Annotated in this window: 16 protein-coding genes; 2 read left to right on the top strand and 14 right to left on the bottom strand. The window is 47.0% G+C overall.

The window, feature by feature from the left end; genetic code table 11:
- From secD to DLM76_RS11295, 8 genes are read right to left on the bottom strand one after another with little or no spacing between them, the layout of a single operon-like run.
- Complete coding sequence (gene secD, locus DLM76_RS11330) at positions 1–1,929, bottom strand: protein translocase subunit SecD (protein ID WP_118955250.1); 1,929 nt, start codon at positions 1,927–1,929, stop codon at positions 1–3.
- 10 nt (positions 1,930–1,939) lie between these two features.
- Positions 1,940–2,725, bottom strand: a complete 786-nt coding sequence (locus DLM76_RS11325; RefSeq protein WP_118965235.1) for an SRP-less Sec system protein — start codon at positions 2,723–2,725, stop codon at positions 1,940–1,942.
- Positions 2,722–3,045, bottom strand: coding sequence for a preprotein translocase subunit YajC (gene yajC / locus DLM76_RS11320; protein WP_174714579.1), 324 nt, complete (start codon positions 3,043–3,045; stop codon positions 2,722–2,724). Before yajC ends, DLM76_RS11325 begins: the two co-directional genes overlap by 4 nt.
- Before the next feature lie 59 nt (positions 3,046–3,104).
- On the bottom strand, positions 3,105–4,115 hold the full coding sequence (gene trpD, locus DLM76_RS11315) for an anthranilate phosphoribosyltransferase (protein ID WP_118965234.1): 1,011 nt from the start codon (positions 4,113–4,115) through the stop codon (positions 3,105–3,107).
- On the bottom strand, positions 4,090–4,836 hold the full coding sequence (gene pgsA / locus DLM76_RS11310; RefSeq protein WP_118955254.1) for a CDP-diacylglycerol--glycerol-3-phosphate 3-phosphatidyltransferase: 747 nt from the start codon (positions 4,834–4,836) through the stop codon (positions 4,090–4,092). The genes trpD and pgsA overlap by 26 nt, the downstream gene beginning before the upstream one ends.
- Positions 4,833–6,152 (bottom strand): 30S ribosomal protein S12 methylthiotransferase RimO, encoded by a 1,320-nt coding sequence (gene rimO, locus DLM76_RS11305; protein ID WP_118955255.1) that lies wholly within the window; start codon positions 6,150–6,152, stop codon positions 4,833–4,835. The genes pgsA and rimO overlap by 4 nt, the downstream gene beginning before the upstream one ends.
- Positions 6,153–6,158: 6 nt before the next feature.
- Positions 6,159–7,274 carry a helix-turn-helix domain-containing protein gene (locus DLM76_RS11300; RefSeq protein WP_118965233.1) on the bottom strand — a complete coding sequence of 372 codons (1,116 nt, stop codon included), beginning with the start codon at positions 7,272–7,274 and terminating at the stop codon, positions 6,159–6,161.
- A gap of 29 nt (positions 7,275–7,303) precedes the next feature.
- Positions 7,304–8,014: a LolA family protein gene (locus tag DLM76_RS11295; RefSeq protein ID WP_174714577.1), complete on the bottom strand. Its 711-nt coding sequence runs from the start codon at positions 8,012–8,014 to the stop codon at positions 7,304–7,306.
- A gap of 321 nt (positions 8,015–8,335) precedes the next feature.
- Here DLM76_RS11295 and DLM76_RS11290 point away from each other — a divergent pair, with 321 nt between their 5' ends.
- Complete coding sequence (locus DLM76_RS11290) at positions 8,336–8,872, top strand: DUF1564 domain-containing protein (RefSeq protein ID WP_118955257.1); 537 nt, start codon at positions 8,336–8,338, stop codon at positions 8,870–8,872.
- 166 nt (positions 8,873–9,038) lie between these two features.
- On the opposite strand, the gene DLM76_RS11285 is transcribed toward DLM76_RS11290, so the two are convergent.
- The 5 genes from DLM76_RS11285 to dut form a co-directional block, all read right to left on the bottom strand.
- Positions 9,039–11,882 (bottom strand): DNA translocase FtsK, encoded by a 2,844-nt coding sequence (locus DLM76_RS11285; RefSeq protein ID WP_118965232.1) that lies wholly within the window; start codon positions 11,880–11,882, stop codon positions 9,039–9,041.
- 186 nt (positions 11,883–12,068) lie between these two features.
- Positions 12,069–13,085 carry an LLM class flavin-dependent oxidoreductase gene (locus DLM76_RS11275; RefSeq protein ID WP_118955258.1) on the bottom strand — a complete coding sequence of 339 codons (1,017 nt, stop codon included), beginning with the start codon at positions 13,083–13,085 and terminating at the stop codon, positions 12,069–12,071.
- A 1-nt stretch (position 13,086) separates the two neighbouring features.
- On the bottom strand, positions 13,087–13,881 hold the full coding sequence (locus tag DLM76_RS11270; RefSeq protein ID WP_118965230.1) for an SDR family NAD(P)-dependent oxidoreductase: 795 nt from the start codon (positions 13,879–13,881) through the stop codon (positions 13,087–13,089).
- Between the two features lie 138 nt (positions 13,882–14,019).
- On the bottom strand, positions 14,020–14,739 hold the full coding sequence (locus DLM76_RS11265) for a hypothetical protein (RefSeq protein WP_118965229.1): 720 nt from the start codon (positions 14,737–14,739) through the stop codon (positions 14,020–14,022).
- 125 nt (positions 14,740–14,864) lie between these two features.
- Positions 14,865–15,302, bottom strand: coding sequence for a dUTP diphosphatase (dut, locus tag DLM76_RS11260; protein WP_118955261.1), 438 nt, complete (start codon positions 15,300–15,302; stop codon positions 14,865–14,867).
- Positions 15,303–15,674: 372 nt separating this feature from the next.
- Here dut and DLM76_RS11250 point away from each other — a divergent pair, with 372 nt between their 5' ends.
- The gene (locus DLM76_RS11250) at positions 15,675–16,052 is read left to right on the top strand and encodes a VOC family protein (protein ID WP_118965287.1); all 378 of its coding nucleotides are present in this window, start codon (positions 15,675–15,677) and stop codon (positions 16,050–16,052) included.
- Between the two features lie 586 nt (positions 16,053–16,638).
- Here DLM76_RS11250 and DLM76_RS11245 read toward each other — a convergent pair.
- A complete protein-coding gene (locus tag DLM76_RS11245) occupies positions 16,639–17,925 on the bottom strand; it encodes a M16 family metallopeptidase (protein ID WP_118965227.1) in 1,287 nt (428 codons plus the stop codon).
- Positions 17,926–17,941: the final 16 nt, after the last annotated feature.

The following is a 17,941-nucleotide window of genomic DNA, read 5'->3' as shown; positions in this document are numbered from 1 at the left end:
TTAAGACTCCAATTTTTTAAAGCCGATCTGGAGTTTTTGAACTCCCAGCTTATTGACCAAAAGATCCATCACCAAACGGCTGAGAAACAAGGAGGTAAAAAGTGAAGTAACAATCCCCCAGCAGAGAGTGATCGCAAATCCTTTGATCGGTCCGTTTCCGAGACGAATCATCAGAATTCCGGAAATCAAGGTCGTCACGTTACTATCGATGATCGTCCAAAACGCGTTGTCAAAACCCTGTGCGACCGCGACCGAAGCGGATTTACCCGCTTGGATTTCTTCCTTGATTCGTTCGTAGATGATCACGTTCGCATCCACGGCCATACCGACCGTTAAGATGATCCCCGCAAACCCGGGAAGAGTCAGAGTGAATCCCATCAAGGAAAGAAGCGCGCTCAGAATGATGATGTTCGCAAAGAGCGCAATGTTCGCCACCAATCCGGACAATCTGTAGATCAACAGCATATATAACATTACGAGAACGAATCCGATCATTACGGCTTTCATCCCCACTTCGATCGATTCGATCCCGAGAGTCGGTCCGATAAATCTCATCTCCAAAACGCGGAGAGGAATCGGAAGCGCTCCTTCGCTGATCACGTTCGCAAGATCCACCGCTTCTTCTTTTGCAAAGGATCCGTCGATCTGAGCCACACCGCCCGCGATCGCACCGCGGATCGTAGGAGCGGAAACGACTTTGTCGCCCCAAACGATCGCAAGATTTCTTCCTTTGTTTTGGGAAGTAATCTCGAAGAATTTCTCCGCGCCCGCGCTGGTCAGAGTAAACGATACGATATAACCGAAGGAATTGTTTTCGAAAGAAGGTCTTGCGTCGCGCATATCCCGTCCGTCAAGAGCGATCGCTTTTTCAAGAACGATAAATCTTCTCGGAAGCAACGGAGAATTCTGATTGTTCCCTCTCGCCCAATACGCAAACACTCTGTATTTATCCTTCGGAATTTTATATTTGTCTTCCAAGGATTGAAGGAACTTATCCTGTTCCGCCTTTCCGAGTTTTTGTTTTACGATGTTCTGATATTTAACGATATCGGTTTCTTCGCGTTTGCCGCTTTCCAGAAGTTTGTTTTCTTCCTGTTGAATGATCGCGGCGTAAGTAACACCCGGTCCTGCGGAATTTTCGGGTTCTTCCAAACGATATTCCACGGTTTCGGTGTTCTGGATGATTTCCAAAATCTGAGAAGAGTTCGTCACACCGGGAAGGGAAACCTCGATCGAATCCTGATCCTTTTGAATCCGAACCTGCGGCTCGGTCAGGTTCTGGCTGGTCAAACGGTTGTCGATGATGAGTTTCGCTTTTTCGAGTTCGAGAAGTTTACGGCTCGGTGAAAGTTCGAAATAACTTTCGATCTCCTCGAGGCGGTCCTTCGCCTTTTTCTTTTCCTTCGCGTCCACGGAAGGATCGGCTACGGTTTTATTTAAGGTTTCAATTTCTTTAATATAGCTTTCACGGAGTTTGGAAGCGTAGTCTTCGAAATCCCCTTTCATCGCGACTCTCATCCCGCCTTGCAAGTCGAGACCGAGTTTGATCGTCAGAGGACGTCCTTTGGTGACCCATTCTTCCACGAGAGTCGGGCGAAGTTTATTCTTCGCTTCGAGAATCAGCTCGGGGTTTTCCTGAGAGATCTGATTGATCTTTGCGGAAGTGATGAATCTTCCTTTGACCAAAAGATACGGTTCTTCTTGGAGAGCGGTCGGAGCGGGAGAAATCGTCCAATCGGACTGTTTGTATTCGTGATTCCAACGTTCTTCGAACTTGGCAAGAATCGCTTTTTTCTGTTCCGGTGGGAGCGAAGTGAATTCTTTTCGAACGGCGATTTCTAATTCTCTCGTTGCGAAGTTGGGATAAAGTATGATTGTCGCCGCTAAAATAATAACGAGCGGCAGGAAAATCCATGTCGCAGATTTCAAGGTGAAACTCCTAGTCTCTTCTCATTTTATTGATGGTAACCGGAGATCTGCGGCTGGAACTTCCACGCGATTTACCGGCTTTCAGTCTGTACAAAGCAAATAATAGAATGAATACTACGATGATGATGGGTTTTTTATAATCGGAGATAAAACCCGTAAAGGAACCGGACTTTTGTCCTTCTTGAACCTTCTTCTTTTCCTCTTCCTTTTTCTTATCTTCGCCTAACTTAAGTATGTCGGCGAGGCGGTTCTGAAACGAAGGCCCTTGTTCGTTTTGGGAAGGTTCCGCGGAAGCGGTGTAGCCCGGAAGATTGTTCGGGCGGATTTTCATTTCCTCGTTCACCCAATACGGTTTCGGAAGGCTGCCCGTATCCACGTTAGACGCGCTTGCAACCTGCTGTTCTTCCACGTTACGGGAAGAGGTTTGAGAACCGTTGTTGTTCGATGAGTTCGAGGAGGAATTATTCTGATTGTTCGAACCGTTTTGGGACGAATTCGAAGAAGAATTGGAGAATTCCTCTCCTTGATTCGGTTCCACGTTCTTCTTGCTTCCTTCCGGATTGGTAGGAGTGGAAGACGATGATTTCTTTTTCTTCTTTTTGGATTTTTTCTTTTCCTTCTTTTTGGAAGACTTCGTGGAAGAAGCGGAAGAAGATCCCGAAGAAGACTTTTTGCTCACGGTCTTTTTGGGTTCCGCAACTTTTTCGAGGAAGTCGATTTCTTCCCCGTCCTGGGCGAAGGCAATCGAATTCCAGAGAAATAGAAAGATGGAAATGAAGACCGCGGCTTTTTTCATTTGTCTGCTTGTTTCTTTTTCAAAACGGTGCTTGCCGTAAAGGAAACGTTCGTGTCCTTTGCGATGTTGAGAACGACGACTTCGTTGTTGTCCTTGATTTCCACGACTTTACCGTGAATCCCGGAAGACGTTACGACCTCGTCCCCTTTTTTGAGGCTGTCGATCATCTCTTTGCGTTTCTTTTCTTCGCTTCTCTGAGGACGGATCACGAGAAAGTACATGATAACGAGCATGATCGGGATCAGGAGAAGAGTGGAGAACGGAGACTTGTCGCCTTCTCCCGCCGCCTGAGCCAGTTGTAGTAGAATGATTGAATTCAGAGTCATTTCTTATTCCCTGTATAGATTGAATCGAGGATTCTAACCAGTATTTTTCCAGTTTACTCTTTGGAAATTAAATCTTCGAAATACTTCTTTGTTTTTCCCGAAAGTATCGCTTCCAAGGCGATCTTGGTTCCTTCTTCGATGCTTGCGGCCTTTCCCATCACGAAAAGCCCCGCTCCCGCGTTCAAAGCCACCGCGTGCGTACCGGCGATCTCTTCTCCCTTCAATACGCGTCTGGCCAAAGCCTCGGCGTGATCGGAAGAAGAAGCGTAGACTTCTTCCTTTTTTAATGTCGGCAGTTTTAATACGGAAGGATCAAAAGAATGTCTGCTGATGACCCCGTTCTCCAATAAAGAATAGTCCGTAACCGCAAAGATCGAGAACTCGTCCAGTCCGTCCCGAGAATGACAAACCATCGCCTTTTTGAGTCCGAGAGCCTGCAAAACCTTGATGAAGAGTTCCATCAGCGCTGGTTCGTAGACTCCGATGATTTGGAATTGAGGAGCGAACGGATTGGATAAAGGTCCGATCATGTTGAAGACCGTTCTAAATCCCAATTCCTTGCGGACCGGTCCTGCGTATTTCATGGATGGGTGCCACATCGGCGCAAATAAGAAGGTAAATCCCTGTGATACGAGGTGCGCTTCCACTTCTTCCTGAGTCTTTTCGGTTTTGTATCCAAGTCGGGTTAAAATATCGCTCGATCCGGTATGCGAAGAAACCGATCGGTTTCCGTGTTTGGCGACTTTGACTCCCAGGGAAGAGAGAGTGATCGCGGAAAGAGTACTGATGTTGATCGTTCCCTGCCCGTCTCCTCCGGTTCCGCAAGTGTCCAAAAGATCGAACGGAAATACGGTCTTCGGACGAAGCGCATTTTTACGAAGAGCAAGCGTGCAACCTAACACCTCTTCGACGGATTCTCCGTTGGCGCGCATCGCGGTTAAAAAAGAGGAAAGAAGAATTTCGGATACTTCTCCGCGCATCACTTGACCCAGGAAAGCTTCGGCTTCCTCGGTCGTTAAGTGTTTGCGGTCTATGAGTTTAAGAATGGCTGCTCTGGGTTCCACGTTTCTGAAACATCCTTTTGAGATTGGAAGGGGTCAATACTTTGCTGTTGGTCACAAGATAACGGAGTCCGGAAATCACCGTGATCGCGGTCGTCACGAGCATTCCCCAATACGGAACAAAGGCGCCGAGTCCGAAGATGATATCTCCGAGACCCGTGTATTTGTCCAGGTTTTGAAAAAAGTAGATCGCGTTGCCGGTTGCGATCTCGAAGACCGTCAACCCCGAAGCCTTGCCGGACGCATACGCCTCGTTGATGAGAATGCGCTTCTTGCTCGATACGAGAACGAAGAACACGAGGATGAGAACGATCGCTCCCATCTGGAACGCGGTCTTTACTTTTCCGAGCATGGATGTACGGATGGATTGTCCCTGACGAATCGCGAGATAACGCAAGGAAGTGATGAGCATATCCCTTCCGATGATCAGACAAACCATCCAGAACTCGATCTGTTCCTGCAAAAAGATGAACGTAACGAAACAGCCCGTTACGATGATCTTATCCGCGAGCGGGTCCAAAAATTTTCCGAACTCGGTTTCTTGGTTCCACTTTCTAGCGAGATAACCGTCGATCAAATCGGTGAGAGACGCCGCGATAAAAAGAAGAAGCGCCGCGATATGATATTCGACCTCTTTCTGAAACAGAAGCCATACGAAAAAAGGCACCGCCGCAACGCGGAGCATCGTAAGAATATTAGGAATATTGAAAATAACTTTGTTCATTGGGAAACCCAGGTTCCGTTCATGTCATACTCGTAGAAGGAATCGATTCTCACTTTGCCGATCGTTCCGGGAAGCAGGGATGTATCGTCCACGTAGACGACCTCGTCCATTTCCGGAGCGTCCTGCAGTCTTCTTACGACCGCCTGTCCGTCTTCGATCGCATCCACGATCGCGTCGTAGGTTTTGCCGATTCTGGATTCATGGATCTCTTCCAAGATCGCGAGATGAGCGTCTCGGATCCTATTGATTCGCTTGGATTTTTCTTTTTCGGAAACCGTTTGTTTGGTTTCGGCGCCTTTGGTTCCTTCCTGAGGAGAATAGGAAAACAGGTTCACTTTTTCCGGTCTTGTCTCTTCGATAAACCGTAGAATCTGATCCACGTCGTCCGCTTCTTCCCCCGGATAGCCGATGATAAACGAAGTGCGGATTTCCAATCCCGGTTTTACTTCTCTTGCGAGCGAAAAGAGGTCTTTGAAATAAGAACTTTCTCCGGCTCGATTCATACTTTTTAAAATCTTAGAAGAAACGTGTTGCAAAGGGGACTCGAGATACGGAGCGATTTTCGGAGTTTGACCCATAAGGCGGATCAACTTTTCCGTTTTTTTATCCGGATATAAATATAGAAGTCTCAGGATTTCCAGAGAATCGATTTCGGAAACTCTACGGACCATATCCAAAAGGACTTCCGAATCCCTTCCGTAATACACGGTGTCTTGAGAAACGAGGCAGATTTCTTTTGCGCCCGCACGGATCGCGCGGTCCGCATCACGGATGATATCGTCCACGGGGGATTCTCTGAACTTTCCGCGAAAGGACGGAATGATGCAGAAGGAACAACCGCGGTTGCAGCCGTCCGAAACCTTCACATACGCATACGGCTTCGAGTAGTTTTCGATCCCGGAAGACAGTTTCAATCTTTCTAATATATCATCGTTGAATTCGAGTTTCGGAGGGGAAAGATCGGGGAATTTATCCCGGAGAATTTTTCCGGCCTCCGCATATCTTCCGGTTCCGAAAAACAAATCCACTTCGGGGATTTCCGCGCTGATATTATCGGGATAACGTTCCGCAAAACAACCCACCACTACGAGTTTCTGATGGTGTTGTTTTTTGACCTGAGCGGCGGAAAGAATCGTCTGAATCGTTTCTTCCGTCGCGGATTGAATGAAGGTGCAAGTGTTGATAAAATGAAAGTCCGATTCTTCCGGAAGAGCGGCCGGTGTAAACCCCTCTTCCAAAAGAGAATGGTGCATGCTCATGGAATCCGCTGTGTTCTTCGGACAACCGAGCGTAGTGATGTAGAACTTCTTTTCCAAAGAATTCTACTCTCCCAACTCCCTGATAATGGATTGAGTATTATCGTAAGGGTTTTGCGTTTTTACGAAAATCTTTTTCACGAGTTTTCCCGGACGGCCCAGGGTGATTTTCGGTTTTCCGTTCTGAATCATTTCCACGGCCGAACCGTCTCCGACCTTCAATTCTAAACGATCTTTCGCTTCTAAGCTTCTATTTTCTCCGGCTTGAACGAGGCCTCGGAATCCCATCTGACCGTCGATGATGAATTCGGCATAACTCGCTTTGCTGAAGAACAACGTAACTTGGATCGGAACGTCGCCGAGCGTCTTGGTGTTGTCGACCGCGTTGTTGTTTTCCGGCTTTTGCTCTTCTTCGCTTAACGTTACGAGAACCTTCGCGGAGTTTTCGGTCACGGCCTGCGCGATGATTCTTACGTTGCGTCTTAAGCTGGAGATTTCAGGAATCGTATAACTCAGAACTTTTTCCTGACCCTCGCTCAAACGGAATTTGTAAACGGAGAGATCGGGATAAACGTTGAACGCGAGAACAGCCGTATTCAAAGCCCCGCCTTTTTCCACGGAGTCGATGAACAGTTTACACTGCTGATTGCTCACGGAAAAACTCACGCCCTTATCGGGAGTAAGAATGAAGGACTCGCTTCTGTTGTCCGGAATCGATCTCGATAAGAAGTCGATGTTTTCGGGAATGTCCAGTTTCTTACCGGATTCTTCCACGCTGTCGTCGCCGGACGAGGAACCCATAAAGCTGTCGATGATGAGATAAGCGGAGATGAGAATGATCAATACGGACGCGATCGTAAAGATCTTGTTCTTATCCACGTTGATCTTCGTATAATACGAAGTAGTCGGACGGGTGAGTTCTTCGAGAGGAGCTTGGGATTCTTCGATCTTTTCTCCCCGATATAAGTTGATGAGTTGTCCGGTGTCGAGTTTGAGATAACTTCCGTAATTCTTCAGAAAGCCCATGGTGAACGTTTCACCCGGGAACTGAGAATAATCCTCCGTTTCGAGCGCGAGGATGTATTTAACCGAGATGTTTGTTTCTTTCGCTACGTCTTTAACGCTGAGCTTTTTTTCTTCTCTCGCCTCGCGGAGAATCTGCCCTACTCTTTTCTGATTCAAAGTTTCGCTCCTTCCGGGACTTTCGATTTTTATTGTTCCGACACAAGCGGGTTGTTAACGATTTTCGCGTTTCCGCTGATGTGGAAGTTGAATTGTCCGTCTTCCAGGTCGGGGTTGGTTTCTATATTCAAAAATTCGATTGTAGTTTCCTTTCCTCTTCCGTCGCTCGCGACCGCTTTTTGGATGAAGTAGGATTGCGCGTCCACGTAGAGAAGCATGGTTTCAAATCCTCCGACCTTCTCCCTTTGTTCGAGATTGAGTACGAAGTATTTGCGTCCGTCTTTCGGAGAAACTTGAGGTTGTTCGATGGAATCGAACTTATAATGATACTTTCTGAAAATTCTGGAAAGACCTTCGTCCGTGAAACTGGAAAAGATCGGACCGGATTTATTCGATTTATTTAATGTAAGATCCTGTTTTCCCACCGCGTTCAAACGGGCGATGTAGATATAAAGAGTTTTGCCGTCGGATACGATTTCATCGCCGGAAGGATCGCTGAACTGATACCGGATTCTTCCGCCTTTTTTGTAGAGGCAGACCCCTCTCATGTTTTTGCTTTTTTTATTGGAAACCGTTTGGATCTGAAAATCGGCTTTGTAGGAATTCAGATCGGAGAATTTCTTTTTCACCTGTTTTACCACTTCGGACGGAGAATTCCAGTTATGCGCGGGTTGAGCCAGGAGAGAAGATTCTAAGGCCAGGAATAAAATACAAAAAGAAAGAATGATTGTTTTTTTCATGAGAAAAACCGGATCTCCCGGGATTTTTTTACTAGCTTCGGACGTATCGGGAACCTTGTCACTTTCTAAAATTTTAGGGGTCGGAGTTCCGTGGAATTTCGGTCGAAACGGATTCGGGCGCCCCTTTTTGCTTGGCAGCAAAAAGGCGAGCTCGCCGCGACTCGCTTTCGCTCGGTCCTTTGGACTGCTTCGCATCGCTTTGATCTCTGGCGCGAATTTTATCGTGGTAGAGGATTTTGTGGTAGTTCCAACACTTCTAAAATTCAAAAAAATCTTCGTATTTCGGGTCCTGAGGAAAGACCATACGGAACCGTTTCCGGTATGGGAACATTATTGCTCAATTCGGATTTCCGCATCCAATCGCGTCTTGAGGAAAACAAGACGATCGTAGTCAGCCTTCTGATCGCCGAAGAAGTTTTGCTTCGATATCCTACTCGGATTCGAAAGATTCTCCCGAAAAGAATTCCCGATCTATTACGTCGATATGGAAAATTTTTAACCGCAACCGAACGGATTGGGAACAAGGCGGGCAGGACCTTGTATCAAGCAAGCCCCGGTAAGGAAAAAATGAAAAAGATCAATGCTCGGATCGGCAGTGGAAGCTGGGCCTTACTTGGAACCTTCGCTCAGGCTCACGGAGTGTCGCGATGTTTCCTTTTCGATTATCTTTTATCCCTGGAAGAAGCCGGAGTCGGGGATCTTATCGTGATACCGATGAATGCGGGAGGTCCAACATTTCACGAGAAATACAGTTACATTCTGCATCTCGATCTTCTAAAGAATACGATTTCAAGAACGCTCCAATGCGATCCGAAGGAGAGTTTTTACGTTTTGGATTATCACCACTGGTATCCATAACCCTCCAGGACCTTAAGATAGAAATTAGAATGTAGCAGCTCCTACGTTTTCTCAAAAAGTCGTCGGGTCCGGGCAACCCACACAGAAAATTTTCCCGGAGAGGGGGTAGCGCAAGACGCGCAAGCGGCTGGAGCGAGGGGGACACTTCCCCCTCAACCGCTTCCACCTAACCCGCCCTTAAAATCTCTCTACCCTTCGAACCGATTTGCGCGCTGACATAACCCCTCTCTTCCATGAGCTCCATCAAACGCGCCGCTTTATTGTAACCGATCCGCATTCTTCTTTGGAGATAACTCGCCGAGGCCTTGCGGTCCGTCCGAACGATTTCCCAAGCCTGTTCAAAGAGTTCCTCGTCCTCTTCATCCACTTGGGAAGAATCCGGTTCCTCGTCCAAATCGAATTCCACGTAAGAAGGTTTTCCGTATTTGCGGGCCTCTTCCACGATCTTTTCGATTTCCTCTTCGGAAACGTAAGGGGATTGAATTCTCACTAAGTCGGCCGCGGTCGGAGACTTATACAAAAAGTCCCCTTTGCCGAGAAGAGATTCCGCTCCGTTCTGATCCAGGATGATTTTAGAATCCGTTTTCTGTGCTACGTGGAACGCCATACGCGCGGGGCAGTTCGCCTTAATCAAACCGGTGATTACGTCCACCGAAGGTCTTTGTGTCGCCATGATGAGGTGAATTCCGACCGCTCTCGACTTCTGAGTGATACGGGTGATCGCGTCTTCCAAATCCTTTCCGGAAACCATCATAAGATCCGCCAACTCGTCGATGAAGATCACGATATAAGGCATCTTCTTGTATCCGTCCCGATGCGCGCCTTGTTCCACTTTTTCGTTGTATGTTTTGAAATCCCGGCACTTGAGTTTGGAAACGGAATGATAACGCGCTTCCATCTCTTGAATCGCCCATGCCAAAGCGCGGGTCGCCTTTTTCGGATCGGTGATGACCGGCATCAAAAGATGGGGAATGTCTTCGTATAGCGTGAGTTCCACCATCTTCGGATCGATCATGATAAAACGAACTTCTTCGGGAGAAAGATGAACGACGAGCGAAGAAATCATCGAGTTCAAACAAACCGACTTACCGGAACCGGTCGTTCCCGCGACAAGCAAGTGCGGAAGTTTGTTCAAATCGATGCTGACCAACTTACCGGAAATATCTTTCCCGATCAAAATCGAAAGATCCTTTTTCGGACGCAGACTTAAATTCTGATGCAGAATATCCCCGAGATAAACGTCTTCACGCAGGCTGTTCGGAACTTCGATCCCGATCGTGGACTTGCCCGGAATCGGAGCGACGATACGGATGTTCTTGACCGCAAGATACAAACGCAGCTCGTCCGCGAGAGAAGTGATTCTTCCGAGTTTCACTCCGGGAGGCGGTGTGAGTTCGTAACGCGTGATGATCGGACCGCGTTCCATCGAAACGACCTGCGATTCGTATCCGTATTGACGGATGATCTCTTCGATTTTGCGCGCTACCTTGTCGGCTTCGATCTTAAAGAGTGGATCTTGGATTTTCGTCGTGGTCGTTTTCAAACTCTTCAGAGGAACGTGATAGATCGAACGTTTGGATTTTACTTCCGGGATCAAAGTCACGGGAGGAAACGGTAGAGCTTGTTCGCTCTTCGTTTCCTTTCGTTCGGGAACGGCGATCGGTTTCGGAGCAAACACAACGGGAGAAGGCGCAACTCCGTTCAAGTTTGTCGTTTCGGTTTCGGACGCATCTTCGTCTTCTTCGGAGGAATCTTCCCATTCTTCTTCCGAATCTTGCGCTTCGCCGTCGTCCGCAGCTTCTTCCTCGTCGACATAACCTTCCGCGTCTTCGTACAATTCTTCCTCTTCCAAATCGGATTCTTCTTCCGAATTCGAATCCTGAGCGTAGAAAGAATTCTCCGTCTCCCGTACTTCGTTCAGCTTCACGGAATCGCGCACGTTCGGCTCGATCGAAGGAGGCACGACCAGGGAAACGGGCGGAGACGTTCTCGAAAGAATATTCGAAGATTCTGATGTTCTAAAGTCGATGATTTCCCATTGGGAGGAGGTTTCCTGAAACGTTCTTTCCTCCCGAATCTTTTCCGAAAGGGAAGTTGAAACCGATTGAAAACGGAAAACCTTTCCTTGTTCTTCAAAGGTTCCCGAAAACGCTCCCTGATTTTGAAAACGAACCCGCGAAGTTTCGGGGGTAACCATGGAACTTACGTCGACCTTGGAAAGAAGATCGGACAATCGTCCTTCTTTTCCGAACGTGGAATGAAGTGCGTTTTGCAAAGCGGAAGGTTCGGCTTTAGCCCGAGCCTGTTTGTGAGAACGCATTTGTTGATAGAGTTGTTCGGGAGAATGGTTCCCGCCGTTGTGCGTGGAAAACCAAGGCGGGGTTTCCTCTTTTCTTTGAAATCGTTTGACCGCCGATTGAAAGAGCGCGCCGAGCCCTTCTCCGTTCTTCGCCAAACCCGACTGAAAACCGTCGCGGTATTTCGCTCCGGCGGCGCCGAGAATTCTTCCCAAAAAATGAAGAGGCGATTCGTTTAACAAAAGGATGAAGCCGTAAAAATAAAACACGAGATGGATGAGAGTTTTTCCGGTCGAACCGAAGATGAACTCGAGCCCCGTCGAAAGAAGCTGACCGACGAGTCCTCCTTGCGACGCGAACGGAATCGCCGATACGTGTCCGGTGATCTGAAGCGTAACCGTGAAACAAAATAAGAATACCGGAAGGGAGAAAAGGCGGTTCGTCAGTTCGAATCCTTCTTTGACGAGTCGAAGAGATCCGAGTCCGATCGCGAACAGTCCGGGCAAAAACGAAGCCGCACCGAACATAAAAAACATTCCGTAGGAAAGATAAAATCCGAGTCTTCCGAAGAAGTTATGCTGAATCCCCTGCTCGCCCGCGTCAAAGGAACCCAAGGAAAGGGTCAAAATGATCCCCGCAAAGAGTAACACGTACGGAAGAATCATCTTCCCGTTTTGCAGATTCCAGGCTGGTTTGAGGTCTTTGGATTCCATGCTATTTGTATCGGAAAGAGCCCGGAAAAAGAAAAGAGACTTAATTGGCGTTTTTTGGAAGGGAAATTTCGGGAGAATTCGAAGTGGAAACGGACCGCCTTTCGGTCGGATTTTTTCGTGGGCGGGGAATTGGCCGGAGTTCCGTCCAAACTTTTCGGAGTACGGAAATCCTGCGGTCTTTTCCGTTCAGAGCCTCATCGGCTCCAAATCAAAAACATCCGCAAGCAATTGATACGAACGCAGGCGATCCTCAAAGTCATAACAAATCGTAGTTACGACCACTTCGTCCACGCCGTATTCCGCCGTAAGATTCAAGATCTCCTCTTTGACCTTGTCCGGAGTTCCGGCCACCATTCTCCCCCGATTCTGCGCGATGACCGCTTTTTCAAATTCAGAGTAAGAATGACCGGAAATCTCTTTGTAAGAAACGACCCCTTCACTGATTCCTTTGCCAATGTTCAAAAGCTGTTTGTCCATCACGGTTTGCAATTCTTCCGCCTTGCGTTCGGTTTCCGCACAGAGAACGAAGATCCCGAGGCTCGCTTGCGGAAAATCGAATGCATCCGAAGGTTGAAACCGTTCCTTATACGCGCGCACCGCGTTCGGTCCTCCGAACGGATTGATGAAATGCGCGAACGAAAGAGCGAGACCGAAGTTTGCCGCAAGCAAACCGCTTTCCCCGCTGGAAGTAAGAACCCAAAGTTCGGGAACGGTTTCCGCTTTAGGAATCGCCTTCACCTTTGTTTGAATCGAATCCGCCTCTGCCGTATCGGTCAGAAAACATTGCAGATCCAAAAGCTGTTGTCCGAAATCGTTTCGAACGAATTGAGCGCCCGGATTTAAGATGGAAGCCGTAAGACGATCGCTGCCCGAGGCGCGACCAAGACCGAGATCGATTCTCCCCGGAAAAAGAGTTTCGAGCATTCTAAAATTCTCCGCAACCTTGAGAGAACTGTGATTCGGAAGCATCACTCCTCCGGCGCCGACGCGAATCCTCTGCGTTTCACCCGCGAGATGCGAAATCAAAACCTCCGGAGTGGAACCTGCAAGACCTTGAATATTATGATGTTCTGATACCCAATAACGAGTGTAGCCCAGACGATCCGCGAGTCGTGCGAGTTCCACGGTTTCCTGAATCGCTTGTCTTGCGGTTCCCCCTTTGCGGATGGGGGATTGATCGAGAACGCTGAGTTTCAACTTCATCTTAGAATGCCGACTTCACGACTCCGCCGTCCACTCGCAAGGCCGCGCCGTTCGTTCCGGATGAAAGAGGACTGGAAAGATAAGTAACGAGATTGGCGACTTCTTGCACGCTTGCAAATCGTTGCAGCAAAGAAGTGGGACGTGCGGTTTTAAAGAATTCCTTTTCGATCGCGTCCACGGAAACTTTTTTGTGAGCCGCAAGATTTTCCAGAAATCCGCCGACACCGTCCGAACGCGTTGGACCGGGAAGAACCGAGTTCACCGTAACGTTCGTTCCTTTCGTAAGTTCAGCAAGTCCCCGCGCCAAAGAAATCTGCGCGCTTTTCGTCACTCCGTAGTGAATCATCTCTTCCGGAATCTGAATGCCGGATTCGCTCGAAATAAAGAGAATTCTTCCCCAATTTTGGCGCAGCATCTGCGGCAGATAATATCTTGATAAGCGAACTCCGCTTAACAGATTCACTTCGAAAAAGCGGAACCAATCCTCGTCAGGTATCTCCGCAAATTCCTTCGGTTCAAAAATACCGACGTTGTTGATGAGAATATCTACCGTGGGAATTTTGGAACGGATCGCCTCCACTTCTTCCTTTTTCGCGAAATCCGCGACAACTCCGTGTATCTTCGCGTTAGGCACCGCTTTCCATAACAGTTTAATGGAATTCTCGACCCGCTCCTCGCTTCTTCCGTTGATCCAAACGGTGACTCCCTCTTGCAAAAGTTGTCTCGCGATTTCAAATCCGATTCCGACGGTCGAGCCAGTAACGAGCGCGGTTTTTCCCTTTAAATGTGTATCCATAAATTCAGAACGACTCCGATGCCTTTTACAAGTTAGACTAAAACGGTAACTCCTTACGATCAAAAACGAACGGTCCGATCGACTTAGAGCCGCCTCTAAGTCTAAAAAGACCTGCGTTAAAGAATCCTAAATTCCGTTTTAAGAATTCGAATTTACCGGCAAAAATTCAGACTCGAATTCGTCCTCTCCGGCCCAAATAAAAACGACCGTGATACAGCCGTGGATCAAGGTCCAGACGAAACACGTAAATCGAATCGAAATTACGTTCCAATCATGGAATTCCCGATCAGCTTCTCCCTTTAAACGGAAAAAATCAAAGGCCTCTCGAATCCAATCCGCGGTTCCGAAAAAAACGACTACACCCGAAAGACCGGCGATCAAAGCGATCAGAAATACATAACGAAATTTTAATCTTATATCCGTAGTATATTCAATAATTTTCATCTCCGCAAAGGAAGAAACGCTCAGAATCAGAAAGAATCGCAAAAAATTCAGAAAGACGATGTTTTGTTCGACGAAGTTCGGATCGAACATCCCGTAAAATCGATATTCGACGAGGCGGCTCGAAAGCGCAAAGAGGGAAGCGAAAAGTAAGAATAAAAGATTCGTAAGAATACAAAACAGAGCGAAGGAAAAATTTCGTTTCGGTAGCAGTTTCAGAATGAAATAAAAAGCAAAGGAAAAACCGATCCCGGGCAGTAAGAATGTCGCATAATAAAGAATCGGATGAAGGAGTTTATCGGAATCCGTATAGGTCCAAATTACCCCCGCAAAAAAACCGGAAGCGAAAAGATATTGAAGAGTTTTTATCCATTCGTGAATTCCAAATACCTTCTCGGATGTTTCCGATTTTTCCAACTACGTCCTCCGACCCGCTTCAAATCCGATTACGCTCTCGGCTCTCCGCAGAAAGAAGAATCGAAGTCGTTTAACAAAACAACACTCGATCCGGAAAAAATTCCGTCCTTTTTAGAACGTCGATCTCAATGTCCGGTGGAACCGAAACCTCCCGCACCTCGCGCGGTCTGATCCGCAAACTCGTTCACCAGTTCCCATTCCGCGTACCAGGTTCTTCGGATTAACAGCTGAGCGATTCTCATCCCGTGCTCGACGACAAAGGGAGAATCACCCAAGTTCAAAAGAGGAATCATCAATTCGCCGCGATAATCGCTGTCGATCGTTCCGGGAGAATTCGGAATTAGGATTCGATTTTTTGTGGAAAAGCCGGATCTCGGTCTGATCTCGAAATGATATTCCTCCGGAATCGCGAACGAAAGTCCGGTGGGCACGAGAAAAACCTTACCCGGTTCCAAAACAAGATTCACGTCCAGACAAGCATGAACGTCATATCCGGCTGCGTGTTTCGTTTGTAGAACGGGAAGTTCCGCGTTTGGTTTGAGTTTTTTAACCGAGATTTTCATACGATAAAGATTTCCTTTTGAAAGATCCGAATTTGAATCGAAGTTTCTATTTCCCTGCGAGGGAGAATTCCATGATTTGAGGCCGAAGTTCGATCACAATCTTTTTAAAGGCGAAGAACTGAATGAGAAAAAGGATTTTGTTGAAATTCTGTGTTTCTGCGAATTTCGCATAAATCCTTTGCGCGAAGGGATGGAGTTCGGTCTTTATACGAATGGTGCAGAAAAATCTACTTGGGGGAAGATGGAAACACATAGGTGCGTTTCTGCGAATGTCGCATAAATTCAGCAAAAACTTCCGATTCGAATCTTGAATTTCGAACGAGTTTTTTTCGTTGCGAAGCAGAATCGAAACGAGTACAAAGACAAACTACTATGATTAAATTCAACCAAGTCATGCTTTATGTAAACGATCAAAAAGGAATCGCCGATTTCTGGGTGAGCAATTTAGGCTTTCGGGTGGAAGGAAGAGAGGAATACGGAGAAACCTTCGCCATCATCCTTTCCGACGGAAGACCGAATTCTACCAAACTCGTTCTTCAAAACAAAAAAGCCGTAGCAGCAGCCAATCCGGATATGAATGTCGGAACGCCGTCCATACTCATGTCGACCGACGACGACATCGATGCACTGTACCAAAGACTGAAAGACAAAAAAGTGAACGTCGGGGAAATGGTGAATTTCCCAAACGGAAAAAAAGTATTCAACTTTCCCGATTTTGAAGGGAACTACTTCGCGATCATCGAGGAATAAACAAACGAAAAAGCGGAAATATTTTTCGGTTCTTTTTCAACGAGTGAAAGCCTTATCGATTTCATTTCCGCGGAACGTCGGAAAGTTTTAATACGTCATCACACAACGAAGGCCTATCGAACTTCTGAAAAACTTGTATATTTTGAGTCGATTCACGTAAAAAAGTCAGCGTCGTTGCTGACACATCATATATTTTGAATGTACATCGATTCGGCCGAGTATCTCTCCTCGATCTAATCGATTTATACGAATTTCGTATAAACATACGCACAAACATCGTTATAATCAAAACTATCCCGCGTAAATCTATGAACGTTGTCTAAATTCGGTCGAAGATTTTTGCCCAACGCCTATCTACGACTGTCGCATAAACCGCCCATGCAAACAACAGCTTAACGAAAGCAATGCCGCTGACTTATACGACTGTCGCATAAACGCCCACGCAAACAACGTCCTAACAAAAACAATTCCACCGACTTATACGACTGTCGCATAAACCGCCCACGCAGACAACGTCCTAACAAAAACAATTCCACTGACTTATACGAACGTCGCATAAACGCCCGCGTACGTTCGAATATCTTCGTTAAAACGAAAACAACCGTTGAACGGCCTTTTCTTCCTTAGATCCGAGATTGCCCAACGCAGAAAGATGTAGCTTTGGAATTCCGAATACGGACTTCGCGAACGAATTGAGATCATCCAAAGTGATCGAATAGATTTCCTTTACCCGTTCCTCGTACGAATAATTTCTACCGTAATAAAGCTCCATCAGAGCGATCGTGTTCATTCTCGATTCGGTTTGTTCGTAACTGATGGAAAGCGTCCCTTCGTGATTGGACTGCGCGTCCCGTAATTCTTGTTCCGTAATTCCGCGATCTAAGATGGACTTGATTTCGTCGGAAATCGTTTCCATACAAGTGATGAATTTATCCTTTGAAGTGGAACAAACGATGCTGTTGATTCCGATATCGGCGTAAGAGGAAGGATAAGCGGTAATCTGGTAACAAAGACCTTTTTCTTCCCGCACTTTTTGAAACAAACGGGAAGACGTACCACCGCCCAAGATATGAGTGAAAAGGCTAGCTTTGGAAGCATTGTGAAATTCCCGCGCAAACCCTTCTCCGCCGAGAATAAAATAAACCTGTTCGAGCTTTTTCTTTTTCGGGAAATAACCCCATTGTTTTTTCGGAAGTGAAAGCGAATTTCCTTCCTTCTTTTTCTTTCTGGGCTTATTGAAGTATTTTGCTACGATCGAAAAGATCTCGTCCGGTTCAAAGTTGCCCGAAATCGAAAGAAACATGTTCTCCGTATGATAATACGTATCATAAAAATCTAATAGCTTCTTATGATTGACTCCGCCAACGGATTCTCTCGTTCCGATGATGTCTCGGCCCAGAGAGTTTTTAGGAAAAAAATTCTGATAATAAAAATCGTGGATATAATCTTCGGGAGAATCCTCGTAACCCTGCAATTCTTCCAGAATGACTCCGGCTTCGTTTTCAATGTCCGATTGTTTGAGCAGAGGTTCGTAGATCATCTCGGCTAACAGTTCTAAGCCGAGGCCGATATGTTTACCGGCGACCGTTACGTGAAAATACGTGTATTCCCGGGAAGTCGCCGCGTTCGTAAAGCCGCCCACCCTTTCAATGTCTTCGGCTTGCTGTTTCGCGGTTCTCTTTTCCGTGTCCTTGAAGAGCATGTGCTCCAAGAAATGGCAATAACCCGCGTTCTTTGCGGATTCGTGCCTGGAACCTACGCGGACAAAAACGCCCGCGGAAACGCTGACTGTGTGAGGGGCTTGTTGAAAGAGAACGGTGATTCCCCCGGGCAGAACTTTTCTATGAACTAACTGTGAAGGTTCCTGCGCCAAGGGAATATTAGAAGAA

Source organism: Leptospira yasudae (assembly GCF_003545925.1).
GTDB classification, from domain to species: domain Bacteria; phylum Spirochaetota; class Leptospiria; order Leptospirales; family Leptospiraceae; genus Leptospira; species Leptospira yasudae.
This window is presented reverse-complemented; position numbering and strand designations above follow the sequence as displayed.